We start from the raw sequence: 16423 nt of genomic DNA, 5'->3' as shown, positions 1-16423 counted from the left end.
CCCTCCGTCACGGGCTCAGGCATAAATTATGCATTGGTAACTTCTTAGCAACAAGAACTTAGGATGTATAACGACGATGAGTAATGCTTTTACATTTAGCCTTAAGCGTAGTTGCTTTGATGAAAATTATAACCCTTCAGAAAATACGCGTACCACCACCAACTTCGCCAACCTGGCCCGTGGCGAAAAACGCCAGCAAAACCTGCGTAATACGCTGGTGATGATGAATAACCGTTTTAACGCGTTAGCGCGCTGGGATAACCCAAAAGCCGATCGCTATGCGCTCGAACTGGACATTATTTCTGTGGATTTACATATCGGCGCTGAGAAGCCCTTCCCGGCCATCGAAATATTGCAAACAACGATCGTTGATAAAAAGACCCATGAGCGCATCGACGGTATCGTTGGAAATAATTTCTCGTCCTATGTCCGCGATTATGATTTCAGCGTCTTGCTGCCGGAGCACAATAAAAATCAGTCCCGCTTCGCGATCCCGGATAATTTTGGTGAGCTGCACGGCACTATTTTCCGGCATTTCGTTAACTCACCTGAATACAAAGAGAACTTCAAAAAGGCACCGGTGATCTGCCTGAGCGTCTCCAGCAAAGACACCTACCGCCGCACGGGCAACCAGCACCCGGTACTGGGCATCGAGTATCGTCCGGACGGTACATCCTTAACCGAGCAGTACTTCGGGAAAATGGGTCTGCAGGTTCGTTACTTTATGCCTGAGAATAGCGCAGCGCCGTTTGCGTTTTATTTCACCGGCGATTTATTACGGGATTACTCCAATCTGGAGTTGATTAGCACCATCAGCACCATGGAGACTTTCCAGAAAATTTATCGCCCTGAAATTTACAATGCGAACTCGACAGCCGGAGAATGCTACCAGCCCGATCTGAATCATGAGGATCATTCATTAACAAAAATTGTTTATGACCGCGAAGAACGCAGCCGGCTGGCAATTGAACAGGGCAAATTTACGGAAGCGTATTTCATCAAGCCCTATAAACCTCTTCTTGAGCAGTGGTCAGGTCACAACACGCTTTAATTAATCGATAATAAAGGTCTTCTACTATGAAAACATTGCTCCCGACTTCAACGGCTGGCAGTTTGCCTAAGCCAACCTGGCTTGCGCAACCCGAAACGCTCTGGTCGCCATGGAAATTGCAGGATCAGGAATTACTTGCCGGTAAACAGGATGCGCTGCGTTTATCTCTGGATGAGCAGATCCGTGCGGGCATTGATATTGTCAGCGACGGCGAACAGACTCGTCAGCACTTCGTCACCACCTTTATTGAACACCTCAGCGGCGTTGATTTTGAGAACCGCCAGACCGTGCGAATTCGTAACCGCTATGACGCGAGCGTGCCGACCGTGGTGGATGCCGTCGCGCGTCAAAAACCGGTGTTCGTTGATGACGCAAAGTATTTACGTCAGCTCACGGATAAACCGATCAAGTGGGCTCTGCCCGGCCCGATGACCATGATCGACACCCTCTATGACGCTCACTATAAAAGCCGCGAAAAGCTGGCCTGGGAATTTGCCAAAATTCTCAACCAGGAAGCGAGGGAGTTAGAAGCGGCAGGCGTTGATATCATCCAGTTTGATGAACCGGCCTTTAACGTGTTTTTTGATGAGGTGAACGACTGGGGTATTGCCGCGCTGGAACGCGCCATCGAAGGTTTGCGCTGCCAGACCGCGGTCCATATCTGCTACGGGTATGGCATCAAAGCCAATACCGACTGGAAAAAAACGCTCGGTTCAGAATGGCGGCAGTATGAAGAAGCCTTCCCTAAACTGCAGACGTCCAATATCGACATCGTCTCGCTGGAGTGCCACAACTCCCGCGTACCGATGGACCTGCTGGAACTGATCCGCGGCAAAAAGGTGATGGTGGGTGCCATTGACGTGGCGACCAATACCATTGAGACGCCAGAGGAAGTGGCCGATACGCTGCGTAAAGCACTGCAGTTTGTCGATGCCGACAAGCTGTGGCCATCAACAAACTGCGGGATGGCCCCGCTCTCACGTCAGGTAGCCAACGGAAAGCTCAACGCCCTGAGCGCCGGCGCCGACATTATCCGTAAAGAACTCGGCGCATAATCGCTACGTCTGCCAGTAAGGCGGGGTGCCGAAACGCGCCACGTAATGATCAATCACCGCCCTGACGTTCAGGGGCGGATGACGGGCGTGAGGATAGATCGCCGCAATGTTCAGCGGCTCGGTATTTATGGCGCACTCCCGTTCCGCGAGGAGTGCGACCAGTTCCCCCTTCTGCAGTCTGTCGCCAATCAACCAGTCCGGAAACAGCACGATCCCCATCCCGCCCAGCGCGGCAATGAGCAGCGACTCCGCATTATTGGAGGTCATCAGCGGCACCACGGGGTAATGCACCCAGGCGTCCCCCTGACCTCGCACCAGCCAGCGATTGGGACCTGACGACCCGCGGTAGACCAGGCACCGGTGACGACTGAGGTCATCCGGCCCGTCTGGCACACCGTGTTTTCGCAAATAGTCCGGCGACGCGGCCAGATGGTAACGCTGCTGGCCAAAAACCCGCGCGTGAAAGGTTGAATCCGTCAGCATGCCGATGCGAAAGATAACGTCGGCGGCATCTTTGTGCGGGTCGATAAAGTCATCGGTCAGCGTCAGCTCTATATTCAGCCGGGGATACCGCGCCGCCAGTGCAGGCAGGCCAGGGGCAACGTGTCGCTGCCCAAAGTACACCGGGCCATTTATGCGCAGCGTGCCGGAAGGCTCCGTCGAACGCTCATCCAGCTCCCGACGCGCCTCCTCCAGGCTTTCCACCATCGCTCTGGCGTAGCGGATAAAAAGGTGGCCGCTTTCCGTTGGGATCACCGCCCGGGTATTACGATAGAAAAGCTGCTGGCCGAGCGCATCCTCAAGCTGATGGATAACGCGTGAAACCTGCGAAGCAGACATCCCCTCCCGCCGGGCGACCACAGAAAAGTTTTGCGCTTCGTAAACCGCAATAAAAACCCGCAGCGAGCGGATATTCATATTTCCGGCATCAACCATTAGTGCATTTCCTGCAAAGGTGTTTCCTGCATTATGGCATTTTTCTCATCGATGTTCAGGGCTAGTCTGTTTCGCCTTCAGAACGTAGAGATAATGAATATGCAATGGATGTTAATTTTACTGGTTATTCTCGGCGGCATGGGCCTCTCCGTAGAGGCTGGCTTGCTGGGGCCACTGGGTGGGGAAGTCGGCGATTTATGGGCCACGTTCAGTATTTTCGGTACAGGTGCCGCGCTGACGTTTCTGCTGATGCTGTTTTTCAGCCCGCGTAACAGCCCGTCGTTTTTCGCGCAGCCCGCATGGCAACTGCTCGGCGGCGTACTCGGGCCCGTTTACGTCGTCATTTTGACCCTCGCCACGCCGGCCATCGGCATTGCCCTGACGATGATTGGCATTCTGGCAGGTCAGGTCTTTAAGAGTCTTATTATTGACCACTATGGGTTGCTGGGCACCACGCCCAGAAAGATTAACGGTAAACGCATCATCGCGCTGCTTTTCATCATTGCCGCGCTGATTCTGGTTGCACAGGGGTAACAAAATGACACTGATTATGATTATGTTGGCAGTGTGTGGCGGTGCGACGCTGAGCATCCAGGCCGCCATCAACGGACAGCTGGGAAGCAGCGTGGGCGTCTTTAAAAGCGCGTTTCTGACGTTTTCCGTTGGTGCGCTGGTCACCGCCCTGCTGATCTTCTTCTTTGAACCCAAACAGGCCGTTACCCTGATGGACGTGCCCAAATGGCAGCTGCTCGGTGCCCTGTTCGGCGTGCCCTACATTGTGATAATGGTACTGGCGGTACAACGTATCGGTACCGCCGTCGCCACGGTCGCGGTGATCTTCGGCCAGCTCACCATGAGCATGTTGATTGACAGCTTTGGCTGGCTGGGTAACGCCGTCATTCCGTTTTCGCTGAGCCGTCTCGGGGCCATCGTCTGCCTGGCCATTGCGCTGATCTTCATCTACCTCAGCAGCAAAACCCCAGCCGAACCGGCGCCCGGGAGCGAGTAACGTCACGCCTTGCGGGTAAAGAACAGCGTCACCGTGGCGACGGTGACGCCCAGTTTCTTCAGCTCTGTTTTATTGAACAGATGGGTTTCATCCTGCAGGTACATCCAGTCGTCAAAGTGCAGCAGCCATGTGCTGCCATTGGCTTTCACCTGCATGCTGTAATGCCAGTTGAAGGCGTTTCCCGCCGCCTGCCCGGTCGCCACCCCTTCGATATCCCCTGCCGTGCCTTCGTAGCGATCGCCCCCCATCCGTCGGATATGCCATACCCGCTGCTGCTTTTCGCCGTCGTCATAGACGAAATGTTCATTGAGCGTCAGCGTATCGCCGATAACGTCCCCGGCAATCTCAACGTGAAACCGGCGCAACTGTTTACCGCTGCGATCCTGCACCATGCCCCACGCTTCGGTTTTCCCCTGAAAATAGCGGAAGATATCCAGCTTCGGCTGCTGCTGACGGTATTCCGTCACCTCTGTACTGCAGCCGGCCAGCAGCATCGTTACCGCCAGCGTGATGACCAGTATACGTTTCATTGTTGTCCTCCTGTCAGCTGCTGACGCAGCGCGGGATATTGCGTGCGGGGACTGAGCCAGATTGCCAGAAAGCGCGTACTGAACGCGGCGGACTGACGTGGTCCCAGTGGAATAAAGTTTTTCTGCGCCGCCGAAGCGCGGTACCAGAACTGCCCCTGCCTGTCGGTGACCACAAACGCCAGCTGGCTACCCGGCCCGACATCGGGCCAGAGCGACTGGAGCATACGCAGCCAGGCTTCGCTTTGGGGCTCCTGCTCGAGGATCCCCTGCGCCTGCCACTGATCGCGCGTTGCCTCAACCAGGTCGTCACGGTCGATTTCACGCGCGTAAGTGATGATCAACGCCCGATCCCCGCTCTCCCCGCTGTAACGCCCCTCCGGCGTGCGAAGCTGTGAGGTATAGACGGTGAACGGCCCCCAGGTCAGCGTGGCGTCACCGACCTTGCGCCAGGTCAGCCAGTCGGCAGCCTGAGCCACGGGGGACAGGATTATCAGTAAGAGAAGCAGTGCCGCAGCTCTCATTTTTGTCTCCCCACCAGCAGATGGAAAAACAGCATCAAAACCAGCCAGCCCGGTGCCATCCAACTGATGACAATAAAGGTCGGCTCCAGAAAAGTAATGGCGCCAAGCCGTTCGCCAATCAGATAGGCGACAGGCCCGCCCACGGTTGCCAGCAGGGTCAGCAGCCAGCCGGGTAATGTTGTTGTGCGCGTCAGCTGAGTCCAGACGGTGGCGAACATCAGCCACAGTGCCACCATCCACAGCGGCATCAGTGACTCACCCGTAAACGCAAGCAGGCCCGTCAACGCCCAGAGCGTATCCAGCAGGCTCCCTGCCGCGGCCAGCGCAATGGCGTAAAGTCGGTACGCGGACGGCAACAGCAGGCAGGCCACAACCGCCAGCACGATCCAGATAATCAGGCCCTGCTCGCGAAAGAGCACCACCAGCGCCCAGTAAAAATCGAACGCGATAGCCAGCAGAAAGACCTGCAAATAATGTTTCATACGCGCTCGGCGGTCAGTTGCACCACGCTGATGGTGCGGGCGTTAAACCCGGCTTCGCAGTAGCCGAGGTAGTACAGCCACATCCGACGAAACCGCTCATCGAACCCAAGCTTTTCAATCTCCTGCCATGCATGCACGAAGCGCTGGCGCCAGAGAGCCAGCGTGCGGGCATAGTCGGGCCCCATATCAAAGAGATTGCGCATCACGAAATCGGTGTGGCGCGTCATAAGCTCATTCATGGCGGTGATGCTTGGTAAAAAACCGCCGGGAAAAATGTAGCGCTGGATAAAATCGACGTTTTTGCTGTAGTCGCGATAGCGCTGGTCCTGAATGGTGATGGCCTGTATTGCCATACGACCTCCCGGTCGCAGCCTGGCCTGACAGGTGCGGAAGAAGGTTGGCAGATAGCGCTGCCCCACGGCCTCAATCATCTCTATCGAGACCAGCTTGTCGTACTCTCCGGTGAGGTCGCGGTAATCGCACAGCAGTACCTCAACGCGATCCTGCAACCCGGCGCGGACAATCCGTTCTTTCGCCCAGAGATACTGCTCCTGCGACAGCGTCGTGGTGGTCACCCGACAGCCATAATGACGGGCGGCATATTCCGCCATCGCGCCCCAGCCGGTGCCAATTTCCAGCAGGTGATCATTGGCGTTCAGCGCCAGCTGATCGCACAGGCGAGCCATTTTGGCCTGTTGAGCCGTCGTGAGATCCTGCTCATCTGCGGTGAACAGCGCACTGGAGTAAAGCAACTCGTTGTCCAGAAAATGGGCATAGAAGGTGTTACCCAGATCGTAATGCGCGGCAATATTTTCGCGGGCCTGGGCGCGTGAGTTTCGCCGCGTCCAGTGACGAAGCCGTTCAAGCGGCCTGCTGAACAGGCGAAATCCCTTTTCCAGCCGGCCAAGCACCTGCCCGTTAAGCGCCAGGATCTCAAGCAATGGCGTGAGCTGTGTGGTTTCCCATTCGCCATCCATCCAGGCCTCAGCGGCGGCGAGGCTGCCCCCCGTTAAGACACGCCAGTACACGCCCGGGCTCAGGATCTGAACGTCCGCATGCAGCGCAGCGGATGTCTCGCCGAAATGGAACGTCTGCGCACCCTCACGCAGGGTCAGCGAGCCGCCGCGGATACCGCTTAACAGACGAAACAGCAGCCAGCGCGCGATGCGGACGTTGCGCGGGATATCGGGTTCAAGCGCAAAGACGGGATCGGTCATGAGCGTTCACTCCTGCTGACGGGATGGTTATACAACGGCACGCGCTTGAGCCACAGCCGCAGCGCCTGCCAGTAAATAGCGAAAACGGTTTTGAGGGTCATCAGTGGAATGCGCAGCAGCAGCGACCGCAGTGCCGCCCGGGTAAGCGGCTCCCGGCGTAGCGCCAGCGTGGCGTCAAACACCTTCGCTTCCTGATGGTTTTCAATGTGCATATGCAACGAGTCGTCAGGCGGGTTAAAGCGCCAGTGGTAAACCATGTCCATCGGGTTAAAAGGGGAAACATGAAACGCTTTTTCTGTGGGACGCGCATCCTGCCCATTCACCGCGTAGTAATGACGCTCATTCCACGGGGTATTGCGAACTTCCGCCAGCACCCAGCGCAGCGTCTCCGCCCGGTCATAGCAGTAGTAAAAGTTGATCGGATTAAAATGGAATCCGAAGTAGCGCAGCTGCGTCAGGAGCATAACCCGCCCCTGCGGCCGTTCTCCGGTCAGGCTTTCAAGCCTGGTGAGGACGTTCTCTTTAAGCGGCGTGCCCAGCGGATAATCCGCATCATGGAACGAAGCGGCGGCAACACGATTGCGACGGACCCCGACCGCGGGCAACGTCTCCAGCTCATCAAGATCGAGCCAGGCCATAAAGACGCTGTAGCGGAACTGGTGCGCTTTCGGCCGGAAGCGACGATGGCGTAATACACCGTGATAGAGGCAGCTGTTCATTTCAGTTCCCCTCCCCGACGGCTATCGCATTCACCACGTCCAGCGCACTGCGCACGCCATCTTCATGAAAGCCGTTGTACCAGTAAGCGCCGCAGAACCAGCTACGCTGGTGGCCGTTAATCTCACCGCGACGCGCCTGTGCACGCCAGCTTTTGGGGTTAAACAGCGGGTGTTCATAGACAAAGCGTTTCATAACAAAGCGTTCATCCACGGGGATGTCCGGATTAAGGGTGACGCAGAACAGCGGGCTACCCGCAGGCAACCCCTGCAAAATATTCATGTTGTAGGTGACGCAGGCGCTGGCCTGATCCTGCTGGCTCAGACGGTAGTTCCAGCTCGCCCAAGCACGCTGACGTACCGGTAGCCAGCGCGGATCGCTGTGAAGCACCACCTCATTACGCTGCCAGCCGATATAGCCCAGCACGTCCTGCTCAGCCGCGCTCGGCGCGTCAAGCATCGCCAGCGCCTGCCCGGAGTGACAGGCAAAAATCACCTGATCAACGCTGTGGCTCGCGTTGTCGAGCTGGATCGTTACCCCATTCTGCTGACGAATCACCCGCTGCACCGGGGCGTTGAGGTGCAGCGTCAGGCGGTCACCGAGTTTATCCAGCATGGCGCGGATGTATTCCCGCGAACCTCCGGGCACGACGTACCACTGCGGACGATGCGTCACATCCAGCAGGCCGTGATTGTCAAAGAAACGCAAAAAGAGCGGCAACGGAAAACGTTTCATCTCCTGCAACGACGATGACCAGATGGCTGCCCCCATCGGCAGAATGTAGTGACGTGCGAAAAACGGCGTAAAGCGGTGCCTGTCCAGAAACGTCTGCAGCGTCGCGTGCGGGTCTGGCTCGCTCTCCAGCGCCTGTTTCGCCAGGCGATTAAAGCGGACAATCTCCCCGAGCAGCCGCCAGAACGACGGGTTCACCAGGTTTCGTCGCTGGGCAAATAACGAGGTCAGGGTGTGTCCGTTGTATTCCAGCCCGGTTTGCGGGTTATGCACCGAAAAGCTCATCTGCGTCTTTTGCCCACTGATACCCAGCTCGCTCAGCAGGCCCATAAATCGCGGGTAGGTACGGTCGTTGTAGACGATAAAACCGGTATCGATGGCGAAAGTGCCCTGTGGCGTCGGCACGTCAACCGTCGCGGTATGCCCGCCGGGAGTGGCCCCCGCTTCGAACAGCGTCACCTCATGATGACCGGCAAGTCGCCAGGCACAGGTCAACCCGGCGATGCCGCTGCCGATAATGGCAATCTTCATGAACGCACCATCCTGCGCAGCAGTGTGCGCTGAAGAAATGCGGGAAGCCCTGAGAGCAACCGCAAAATAAGGCCAAACCCCACCGGAAACGCAATTTGCATTTTCCCTTTGGCCAGCCCGGCCCGAATGGCCTGCACGGCCTCCTCAACGCTCACCCTGCCCGGCATGGCAAAGTCATTTTTTCGCGTCAGCGGCGTATCAACGAAGCCCGGGAATACCACCGTCACGGCGACCCCTTTCGGCTCCCAGTCGAGCCGCAGACTGTCGGCAAACCAGCTCAACGCCGCTTTGGACGCGCCGTAAGCCTCTGCGCGCGGGAACGTCAGCCAGTGCGCCATGGAGCTGACCAGCACCACGCGGTTGCCTGAAACCAGCTGCGGCTGTAACGCGGCCAGACAGTTCACCGGCCCGAGGAAATTGGTGGTCATCACCCGCTCTACCAGCGCTGCATCCACCACGCCCTGCTCAAGGTATTCGCAGGTACCGGCGCAGAGAATAACCAGGTCGGCATAGCAGCCCGTCAGCGCCTGGCGACAGGCGTCCCTGTCTGTCATATCGAACAGGCGAACCGTGATAGTGGGGCTGTGCTGATGCAGGGCGTCCAGACGCGCCGGATCGCGCCCGCAGGCGATAACCGTGTGGCCGTCAGCAGCGAAGGATTTCGCCAGCCCGGCGCCGATGCCCGAGCTTGCTCCGGTAATCAGAACCGTGCTCATGCGTTCACCCTCCGCTTCACGCCGCGCACTGCCCAACCGAGCAGCGGAAGGTGTTCGTAGATCATCTCTCCAGCGTCGTAATAGTCACGCTGGCGAGTAATCAACCCATGTTCGGTCTCCACCACCGAACATCCCGGCAGGTCGAGCGGCTCGCCTCCGGCAATGCGCGGATGCGACCAGTGCATAATCCACGTGACAACGAAACGGCGGTCACCGAACAGCGGAGGATCAATGGTAAAACGGCAATTTTCTACATTGGCCAGCAAATGGGTGAAATAGCGCTGGAGCGCGAAAATCCCGTCATGCTCGCCGAACGGATCGATAAGCGTGGCATCCGAATGATAAAGCCCGACCAGCGCTGAGGGCGGCTGGCTATCCAGTGCGGTGTAGTACTCAACAAACCGACTCACGACAGAGGGCAAAGTGCTCATGGGTCACATCCTGGCGGTAAACAACGTGGCGTAATCGCATAATTAAAACTTACACAATTAACGTTATTTGTCCAAGTTTGTGTAAAACTATTTTTTATTTATATTATTTTTCAAAAAGTTACACCTGTGTTGCCGATGCTTTTTTCAGAGCATTTTCTGACGCACCTGTTTCCCGTTTTGCTTTTCAGTTTTACCTTAAGGCGAATTTCCCCTTCTTCTTCCAGACTTATCCTTTTTAATCATAAGGATGAGGAAACCCCGCGATGAAACGTTTCTTTCTGTCACTTTTCTCCAGTCCGGAATCATTGCTCCAGGTGATGAGCCAGCAGGAAATTATCGAAGCCGTGGAGGATGGCGATCGCATCATCATCGACCAGGACGGGAACGCCTCGGTGAACTACAAGAGCAACGAGGTGCGACAGGATTTCCTGCGTCATGTTAACGCGCTGAAGAGGGCCTGATATGGGAACGGCTATCTTTATGGTGCTGATGGTCTGTGGCTACTGGTACACCAGCCGTGACCTGTCGACCCGTTTTAAAATCAAGCGATCTTTCGGCTGGGATGTCTATTTTCTCGTTGCCCTGTATGGCTGTATCTTCGTCCTGCAAGGGGTGATCGCCACGGGGCTGCTCTGGCTGTTGCTCTATGCACTTTCTGCCGCCGACAACACCTTCCACTTCACGGCGCAGACCTATGCCGACTGGCAAATAGATTTTATGAACTGGAGCTTTTTAGGTATTCAGGCACCGGTTGTCGTCATGCTGGCCTTCGCCATCCTGTTTTGTCTTTATCGTTCTAACTGGGCAGGCAGCGCCAGGCTGGACGGTGAAGGCAGGAAGAAGCTCTACAAACGTCTCGCGCAGTCGAGCGGTATCGAACAACTGCTGTATCAGTGTATGGAGCAAGGGGAGCTGGCGCAGGTGACGCTGCGCTCGAGACGGATTTATGTCGGCATGATCCACACCGCAACGCTCGAGTATGAAAAAACCGCCAATATCGTGCTGATCCCCATGCTAAGCGGCTATCGCGATGAAAAGACAATGCGGATTTGCATCGAAAATAATTACAGCAAATGGTATGCCCGCCACGACATTACTCTGGATTCAGAACCCGGAAGCGCAATGGACTTCAGAAAGGTGATCATGCTGAATCAGATCGAGAGTATTTCCCTGTTTGATCCGGCCAGTGCCAGCTCGCTGGCGCTGGCGGAACGGGCAGAAGATGATGACTAAAGGCAGGAGCCTGGCATTTACCTGCCAGGCTCAGCGCCAGCCCTTCCATGCTAAGCGTATTTCGTCGACGGCCGATCGTGCCCCGGGTCAGGCGGCGTTTTCTGTCAGCCGTTCTACTCCCTTTTTCAATGAGCTTATGACCTCATCCGCTGCGATCCCCATTTGCGCATGAATAATCGCACCGTCGATCAGCATCATGATTTCATTAACGGTTTTCTCATCGGTTATGCCGGTCAGGGACGCTATTTTTGCCTTTGTTTCGGTTTTATGATTGCGGCAAATATCTTTTATTTCGCCTTCATTTTCTTCAGATTTTGCTTCTGCACTGGCATTAATAAAGGCGCACCCATGGAATAACGCCGAAATAAACCATTCATACAGCGTGTCAGATAATGCACTGGCCGGGGTTTTACCCGCAGCAAGATGTCGACGCAGCGTGCTTTCAAACCAGTCAATCCATATTTCGTGTCGATAGTGGAGATAGGCAACAATCAGTAAACTTTTTCCCGGAAAATGGCGATAAAACGTCACTTTCGTGACTTTAGCCTGCTTGATAATGGTATCCACGCCCGTTGCTTTAAATCCGCTGGAATAAAACAGATCGTGCGCGGTAAGCAATATTTTTTCCCTCACACTGATTGTTTTATCGTTATTCAAGTTGACTCTGTTCACAGATCGACGGCCTCAATTGACAGGTTGACAGCGTTAATTTACAGGCCTAGATTAACACCAGTAGACAGACCTGTCTACCTAATACCAACCAGAGGTAGCCGAAATGAACACACGCCCCCCTTTACCGCCTTTTACGCGTGAAAGTGCCATCGAAAAAGTCAGACTGGCAGAAGATGGCTGGAACAGTCGCGACCCGGCCAAAATCGCACTTGCCTATTCGCTCGATACCCAGTGGCGAAACCGCGCGGAGTTTGCCACTAACCGTCAGGAAGCGCAGGCATTCCTGGAGCGCAAATGGAAAAAAGAGCTGGATTATCGTCTGATCAAAGAGCTGTGGGCATTTACGGAAAACCGTATCGCCGTGCGCTATGCCTATGAATGGCATGATGATTCAGGCAACTGGTATCGCTCTTACGGTAATGAAAACTGGGAATTCGAGCCGGATGGACTGATGAAGCGCCGCTTCGCCTGCATCAACGATATGCCGATAAAAGCGTCTGAGCGCCTGTTTCACTGGCCGCTGGGCAGACGTCCTGATGACCACCCTTCACTGAGCGACCTGGGGCTGTAGGTTTCGTCAGGATCATGCTTCGCCATTACGGGGGGTTATACGCTCCGGGTAACCTTGCGGTTACCCGGGCGGGCTTATCTTTTACACCATGAAAAAGAGGCAGACTATTATTTAAATCACACCCAACTGTTTCATCAGCGTCAGGTTATCTTCAATATGCCAGTTGGACACTATTTTACCGTTGCCGATCTCATAGATATCCGTCGCGATAAAATCCACGGTCTGACCCTGCCCTTTTATTTTGCCAAATGTCCCGCTGAAATGACCGTGGAAATGCAAATGGGACACGACACGATTACCCGTAACGATCATTTGTTCCACCTCGCAGCGTAAATCCGGCACCGCGGTGCGAAATGCCCTCGAGGCCATAATGGCGCCCTCTGGCCCCTGTTTACGGCCTTCCGGTGGGGTTTTATCCACAAAATTAACCGCCAGCGCTTCCCGCGCCAGAGACTCTTTGCCGGTATCCCAGAACGTGGCATACGTAACGGCCGCATGTTCGCTCGCCGTTAATTGCGTTTGCGACAGCGTGTTATCCACGATAAGAAGATTCGGTTTCACCCGGTCGCTCTGGGCCGAATAAGCCACGCCGGATACGCCAGCCAGAATTAACGCCAGCACAGCTGGACGTGCATATGTTGAATATTGCATAAACGCTTACAACCTGTGATTACGTTTTCCGCCAGCATGTTCACTGCCGGAATCAATTCGGATCAACGCGGGGTCAGTTAATTAATGCCCCGCCCTCAATATCAATCACCGAGCCCGTAACAAAGGCATTATCGATGGCAAAGAGATAGCCCTGAGCAACGTCTTCCGCTCGTCCCCACGCTTTAGCGGGCAACGTCTGTGCTGCAACAGTCAGCATTTTTTCCCGCGCAGCCGCATCCATCCCGGCGTGGGCTTCGGTATCGGTCAGACCCGGGCTGATGACGTTTACGCGACGCGGTGAAAGTTCTTTTGCCAGCACTTTTGTTGCCGCCTCGATGGCGGCGTTCATGGTGGTTTTGACTATGGCACCGGCTACCACGCGGCGTGCAACAAATCCGCTGGTCAGCGTCAGCGTACCGCGGGGCGAAATATTCCCGCTCAGATACCTGGCGACATGCATGCTGCCCCAAAATTTGGTATCAAAAGCCAGTCTCGCCGCGCCAGGGTCGAGGCTGGAAAGCGGCCCTCCCGGTGCCTGAGAGCCGGCCGTGACAATAATATTGTCGACCTCACCCAGCGTTTCGCTTAACGCGATCACCTCTGCTTCATTGCTAATATCGAGGACGAGGGTCTCAACAGAGGCGGGAGATGGACTGAGCCGCGCGCGGGCAGCGTTCAGTTTCTCTTTATTGCGTCCCGCGAGAATAATGGCGTCGCCGCGTGCTGCCAGGGCACGGGCTACAGCAAAACCAATACCGGACGCGCCGCCAATAATTAACGTTTTACGGGTCATCATTTTTCCTCACACAGGTTGTAAGTGGGGTAATCGGTATACCCCACCGCTGTACCACCAAAGAGCGTGGCGGGATCGCTGACGTCATTCAGCGGCCAGTGATGCGCCAGCCGCTGTGGTAAATCGGGGTTGGCAATAAACGGGCGTCCAAACGCAATCAAATCGGCATACCCTGCTGCGAGGATTTTTTCCGCCTTTTCGGGGGTATAATTTCCTGCCACGATCAGGGTGCCACGGAATGTTTCACGCAGTTTTTTGCGGAAACTTTCCGGAACCTGTGGCGCATCATCCCAGTCGGCTTCCGCCAGGTGAATAAACGCAATGCCTCGTTGCTGGCACCAGGCCGCGAGGGTGAGAATGGCTTCGATGACCTGCGGATCGTTCATTCCCCGCTGTGTAATAAACGGCGAAAGCCGGATACCGGTGCGCTCAGCGCCAATGGCCTGCGCAATGGCATCGAGCACCTCCTGCGCGAAGCGGATCCGGTTCACGAGACTGCCGCCATACTCATCCGTGCGGATGTTTGACGTGGATCTCAGGAACTGATCAATCAGATAGCCGTTTCCGCCGTGCACCTCCACGCCATCAAACCCGGCCTGAACGGCATTGAGCGCCGCCTGTCGGTACTGTTCGACGACGCGCGCGATCTCTTTTCGCGACAGCACGCGTGGCGTCGGGCAGTCAACCATTTGACCTTCGCCATGTTCATTCACCACCCATACTTTCGCATCGGGTGCCAGCGCGGAGGGCGCGACGGGCAGTCCGTCTTCGTGAAAACGGGCATGAGACATCCGCCCCACGTGCCAGAGTTGGGAAAAAATCACCCCTCCCGCCTGATGGACCGCGCCGGTAGTGAGTTGCCACCCCGCAACCTGCTCTGGCGTATGGATCCCCGGAGTCCATGAATAGCCCTGGCCCTGAGGCGAGATCTGCGTGGCTTCGGTGATGATTAAGCCCGCGCTGGCCCGCTGTCGGTAATATTCAGCCATCAGCGTCGAGGGAATATTTCCCGGCTGAAGAGCGCGGGCACGGGTCATGGGTGCCATGACGATGCGATTTTTCAGGTTGAGATCCCCTAACCTGTAGCGTTCAAAAAGTGAGGTCTGGTTCATCTGGACGTCCCTTGTGGTTACGATGAAATCACTTTACAGGCGGCATCTGATCTTGATAATTACACTAAAATCAGATGCACTTTTCGGTAAATATGAATAATGGGTAAATTCGAAGATATGGCGCTGCTGGTTGAAGTGGCCGAGGCTGGCGGGCTTTCCGCCGCTGGCCGCCGCCTGTCACTTTCCCCGGCCACCATGACCGCCCGCCTCAAAGCGATTGAAGAACGCTACCAGACGCGCCTGTTTCACCGTTCCACGCGGGCTATCTCCCTCACCCGGGCGGGTGAAGAGTTTTACCATGCGGCACTGCGCGTGCTGGAAGAGATGCATCATGCCGAGTCGTTACTGGCACAAAAAGAGGGCGTGCTCAGCGGCAACATTCGTCTTTCCGCCCCCTCTGACTTTGGCAGGCAGTATCTCAGCCCCGCCGTCATGGCATTTTCCCGCCTGCATCCGGAAATCAAATTTTTCATTTACTTAAGAGAACACGTAGAGGATCTGGTCGCTAACCGGCTGGATATGAGCATTCGCTTCGGCAACCTGCCAGACAGCAGCCTGGTGGTCAGAAATATCCGTCCCAATCACCGGGTGCTGGTCGCGTCAGCAGCGTATCTTGACGACCTGGGTATCCCTGCCTCCTGTGACGCGCTGACGGACCACCGCTGTCTGGCGCTGGAGTCGCAAGGGGTGGTGATGAATGAATGGCGGTTTGAGGTTGAGGGGAAAGAGCGCGTCGTTCGCGTAGAGCCTGCCATGGTCTGTGATGACGGGGCGCTGCTTCGTCAGTGGGCCCTCGACGGGGCTGGCATTGCGGGCAAATCGTGGTGGGACGTGAAGGACGATGTCGAGAAAGGTAGGCTGAAAGTGTTGCTTGCCGGGAGCTTCACCGGCTTTAGCCGGTTTGATCGCAAAGATGTCGGGCTACAGTTTGTCTACCCGCAACGGAAACTCCAGCCGCTTCAGGTCACCGCATTTAGCCAATTTTTTATCGACTGGCTTAAAAAGACTGAACGCGGTGAGCTGATGACGTCGTGAAGCCACCGGTTGCGTTAAACGGCCCCCGTCGGCCGTTTAAAATACATCAACACACGGCTGACCGACTTTATGAAGGGCATCGGTCAAGCGGGTCCGAAGTTCATTCAGCGCCGCTTCTTTCTCCGCCAGTTGCGCCAGTTTGCGCCGCAAAGCGGCCTGTTTTTCCTCCGCGGTAAAGCGGTCATCAACCCAGACCGCCAGAACATCGGCGATTTCAGCCAGAGTAAACCCCAGCATTTTGGCATGCCCGATCAGCTTCAGCCGTTGTAAATCCACAGCCGAGTAGACTTTGTAGTTATTACTGCCGTTTGGCTGCGGAATTTTTTCCAGCAAGCCCGCCCTTTCATAATAACGCACCGTCTCTTTCGATAACCCCGTTCTGGCACACAGCTCGCCGATCCTCATCGCGTCGTTCTCACCTTGTAAAA

At 55.7% G+C, this 16423-nt stretch carries 22 protein-coding genes; 8 read left to right on the top strand and 14 right to left on the bottom strand.

The features are described 5' to 3' along the window. The first annotated feature begins 76 nt into the window (after nucleotides 1-76). Nucleotides 77-1051 (top strand): DUF1852 domain-containing protein, encoded by a 975-nt coding sequence (locus tag HV340_RS10560; RefSeq protein WP_151712626.1) that lies wholly within the window; start codon nucleotides 77-79, stop codon nucleotides 1049-1051. A 26-nt stretch (nucleotides 1052-1077) separates the two neighbouring features. Continuing rightward, complete coding sequence (locus tag HV340_RS10555; protein ID WP_032681068.1) at nucleotides 1078-2106, top strand: methionine synthase; 1029 nt, start codon at nucleotides 1078-1080, stop codon at nucleotides 2104-2106. Between the two features lie 3 nt (nucleotides 2107-2109). Here the strand turns inward: HV340_RS10555 and HV340_RS10550 are convergent, their stop codons facing one another. After that, nucleotides 2110-3042 carry a LysR family transcriptional regulator gene (locus HV340_RS10550; protein ID WP_181216516.1) on the bottom strand — a complete coding sequence of 311 codons (933 nt, stop codon included), beginning with the start codon at nucleotides 3040-3042 and terminating at the stop codon, nucleotides 2110-2112. Between the two features lie 99 nt (nucleotides 3043-3141). On the opposite strand from HV340_RS10550, the gene HV340_RS10545 reads away from it, so the two are divergent. Together HV340_RS10545 and HV340_RS10540 are read left to right on the top strand one after the other, a co-directional pair. Then, nucleotides 3142-3576: a DMT family transporter gene (locus HV340_RS10545; RefSeq protein WP_032682002.1), complete on the top strand. Its 435-nt coding sequence runs from the start codon at nucleotides 3142-3144 to the stop codon at nucleotides 3574-3576. 4 nt (nucleotides 3577-3580) lie between these two features. Continuing rightward, a complete protein-coding gene (locus tag HV340_RS10540; RefSeq protein WP_032681070.1) occupies nucleotides 3581-4051 on the top strand; it encodes a DMT family transporter in 471 nt (156 codons plus the stop codon). Between the two features lie 2 nt (nucleotides 4052-4053). On the opposite strand, the gene HV340_RS10535 is transcribed toward HV340_RS10540, so the two are convergent. The 8 genes from HV340_RS10535 to HV340_RS10500 are packed head-to-tail and all read right to left on the bottom strand — an operon-like array spanning nucleotide 4054 to nucleotide 9928. Continuing rightward, a complete protein-coding gene (locus tag HV340_RS10535; RefSeq protein WP_181216515.1) occupies nucleotides 4054-4581 on the bottom strand; it encodes a DUF3833 domain-containing protein in 528 nt (175 codons plus the stop codon). Next, on the bottom strand, nucleotides 4578-5102 hold the full coding sequence (locus HV340_RS10530; RefSeq protein WP_032681072.1) for a hypothetical protein: 525 nt from the start codon (nucleotides 5100-5102) through the stop codon (nucleotides 4578-4580). The genes HV340_RS10535 and HV340_RS10530 overlap by 4 nt, the downstream gene beginning before the upstream one ends. Further along, nucleotides 5099-5584: a DUF2878 domain-containing protein gene (locus tag HV340_RS10525; protein ID WP_014169960.1), complete on the bottom strand. Its 486-nt coding sequence runs from the start codon at nucleotides 5582-5584 to the stop codon at nucleotides 5099-5101. The genes HV340_RS10530 and HV340_RS10525 overlap by 4 nt, the downstream gene beginning before the upstream one ends. Further along, a complete protein-coding gene (locus HV340_RS10520) occupies nucleotides 5581-6801 on the bottom strand; it encodes a cyclopropane-fatty-acyl-phospholipid synthase family protein (protein ID WP_181216514.1) in 1221 nt (406 codons plus the stop codon). Before HV340_RS10520 ends, HV340_RS10525 begins: the two co-directional genes overlap by 4 nt. Then, complete coding sequence (locus tag HV340_RS10515; protein ID WP_181216513.1) at nucleotides 6798-7520, bottom strand: DUF1365 domain-containing protein; 723 nt, start codon at nucleotides 7518-7520, stop codon at nucleotides 6798-6800. Before HV340_RS10515 ends, HV340_RS10520 begins: the two co-directional genes overlap by 4 nt. A gap of 1 nt (nucleotide 7521) precedes the next feature. Then, on the bottom strand, nucleotides 7522-8781 hold the full coding sequence (locus HV340_RS10510; protein ID WP_181216512.1) for an FAD-dependent oxidoreductase: 1260 nt from the start codon (nucleotides 8779-8781) through the stop codon (nucleotides 7522-7524). Next, nucleotides 8778-9497 carry an SDR family NAD(P)-dependent oxidoreductase gene (locus HV340_RS10505; RefSeq protein ID WP_068794602.1) on the bottom strand — a complete coding sequence of 240 codons (720 nt, stop codon included), beginning with the start codon at nucleotides 9495-9497 and terminating at the stop codon, nucleotides 8778-8780. The genes HV340_RS10510 and HV340_RS10505 overlap by 4 nt, the downstream gene beginning before the upstream one ends. After that, the gene (locus HV340_RS10500) at nucleotides 9494-9928 is read right to left on the bottom strand and encodes a nuclear transport factor 2 family protein (RefSeq protein ID WP_014169955.1); all 435 of its coding nucleotides are present in this window, start codon (nucleotides 9926-9928) and stop codon (nucleotides 9494-9496) included. The genes HV340_RS10505 and HV340_RS10500 overlap by 4 nt, the downstream gene beginning before the upstream one ends. Nucleotides 9929-10191: 263 nt before the next feature. Here HV340_RS10500 and HV340_RS10495 point away from each other — a divergent pair, with 263 nt between their 5' ends. Continuing rightward, nucleotides 10192-10389 carry a hypothetical protein gene (locus HV340_RS10495; protein WP_008502331.1) on the top strand — a complete coding sequence of 66 codons (198 nt, stop codon included), beginning with the start codon at nucleotides 10192-10194 and terminating at the stop codon, nucleotides 10387-10389. Nucleotide 10390: 1 nt separating this feature from the next. After that, nucleotides 10391-11161 (top strand): hypothetical protein, encoded by a 771-nt coding sequence (locus HV340_RS10490; protein ID WP_014169953.1) that lies wholly within the window; start codon nucleotides 10391-10393, stop codon nucleotides 11159-11161. Nucleotides 11162-11248: 87 nt separating this feature from the next. Here HV340_RS10490 and HV340_RS10485 read toward each other — a convergent pair whose 3' ends face one another. Continuing rightward, the gene (locus HV340_RS10485; RefSeq protein WP_068794601.1) at nucleotides 11249-11833 is read right to left on the bottom strand and encodes a TetR/AcrR family transcriptional regulator; all 585 of its coding nucleotides are present in this window, start codon (nucleotides 11831-11833) and stop codon (nucleotides 11249-11251) included. Between the two features lie 103 nt (nucleotides 11834-11936). Between HV340_RS10485 and HV340_RS10480 the strand changes: the two genes are divergently transcribed. Further along, nucleotides 11937-12404 carry a DUF1348 family protein gene (locus HV340_RS10480; RefSeq protein ID WP_014169951.1) on the top strand — a complete coding sequence of 156 codons (468 nt, stop codon included), beginning with the start codon at nucleotides 11937-11939 and terminating at the stop codon, nucleotides 12402-12404. 111 nt (nucleotides 12405-12515) lie between these two features. On the opposite strand, the gene HV340_RS10475 is transcribed toward HV340_RS10480, so the two are convergent. From HV340_RS10475 to HV340_RS10465, 3 genes are all read right to left on the bottom strand, one after another. Continuing rightward, complete coding sequence (locus tag HV340_RS10475; protein WP_025204268.1) at nucleotides 12516-13055, bottom strand: ester cyclase; 540 nt, start codon at nucleotides 13053-13055, stop codon at nucleotides 12516-12518. 73 nt (nucleotides 13056-13128) lie between these two features. Beyond that, nucleotides 13129-13851, bottom strand: a complete 723-nt coding sequence (locus HV340_RS10470; RefSeq protein WP_181216511.1) for an SDR family oxidoreductase — start codon at nucleotides 13849-13851, stop codon at nucleotides 13129-13131. Then, nucleotides 13848-14960, bottom strand: coding sequence for an alkene reductase (locus HV340_RS10465; RefSeq protein ID WP_181216510.1), 1113 nt, complete (start codon nucleotides 14958-14960; stop codon nucleotides 13848-13850). The genes HV340_RS10470 and HV340_RS10465 overlap by 4 nt, the downstream gene beginning before the upstream one ends. A 99-nt stretch (nucleotides 14961-15059) precedes the next feature. Here HV340_RS10465 and HV340_RS10460 point away from each other — a divergent pair, with 99 nt between their 5' ends. Continuing rightward, nucleotides 15060-15995, top strand: coding sequence for a LysR family transcriptional regulator (locus tag HV340_RS10460; protein WP_181216509.1), 936 nt, complete (start codon nucleotides 15060-15062; stop codon nucleotides 15993-15995). Nucleotides 15996-16031: 36 nt separating this feature from the next. Here HV340_RS10460 and HV340_RS10455 read toward each other — a convergent pair whose 3' ends face one another. Next, nucleotides 16032-16400, bottom strand: coding sequence for a MerR family transcriptional regulator (locus HV340_RS10455; RefSeq protein WP_020884230.1), 369 nt, complete (start codon nucleotides 16398-16400; stop codon nucleotides 16032-16034). Nucleotides 16401-16423 lie beyond the last annotated feature (23 nt).

Source organism: Enterobacter sp. RHBSTW-00975, assembly GCF_013615235.1.
GTDB classification, from domain to species: domain Bacteria; phylum Pseudomonadota; class Gammaproteobacteria; order Enterobacterales; family Enterobacteriaceae; genus Enterobacter; species Enterobacter ludwigii.
Note: the sequence above shows the minus strand (reverse complement) of the source record. Positions and strands in the feature narration are given on the sequence as shown.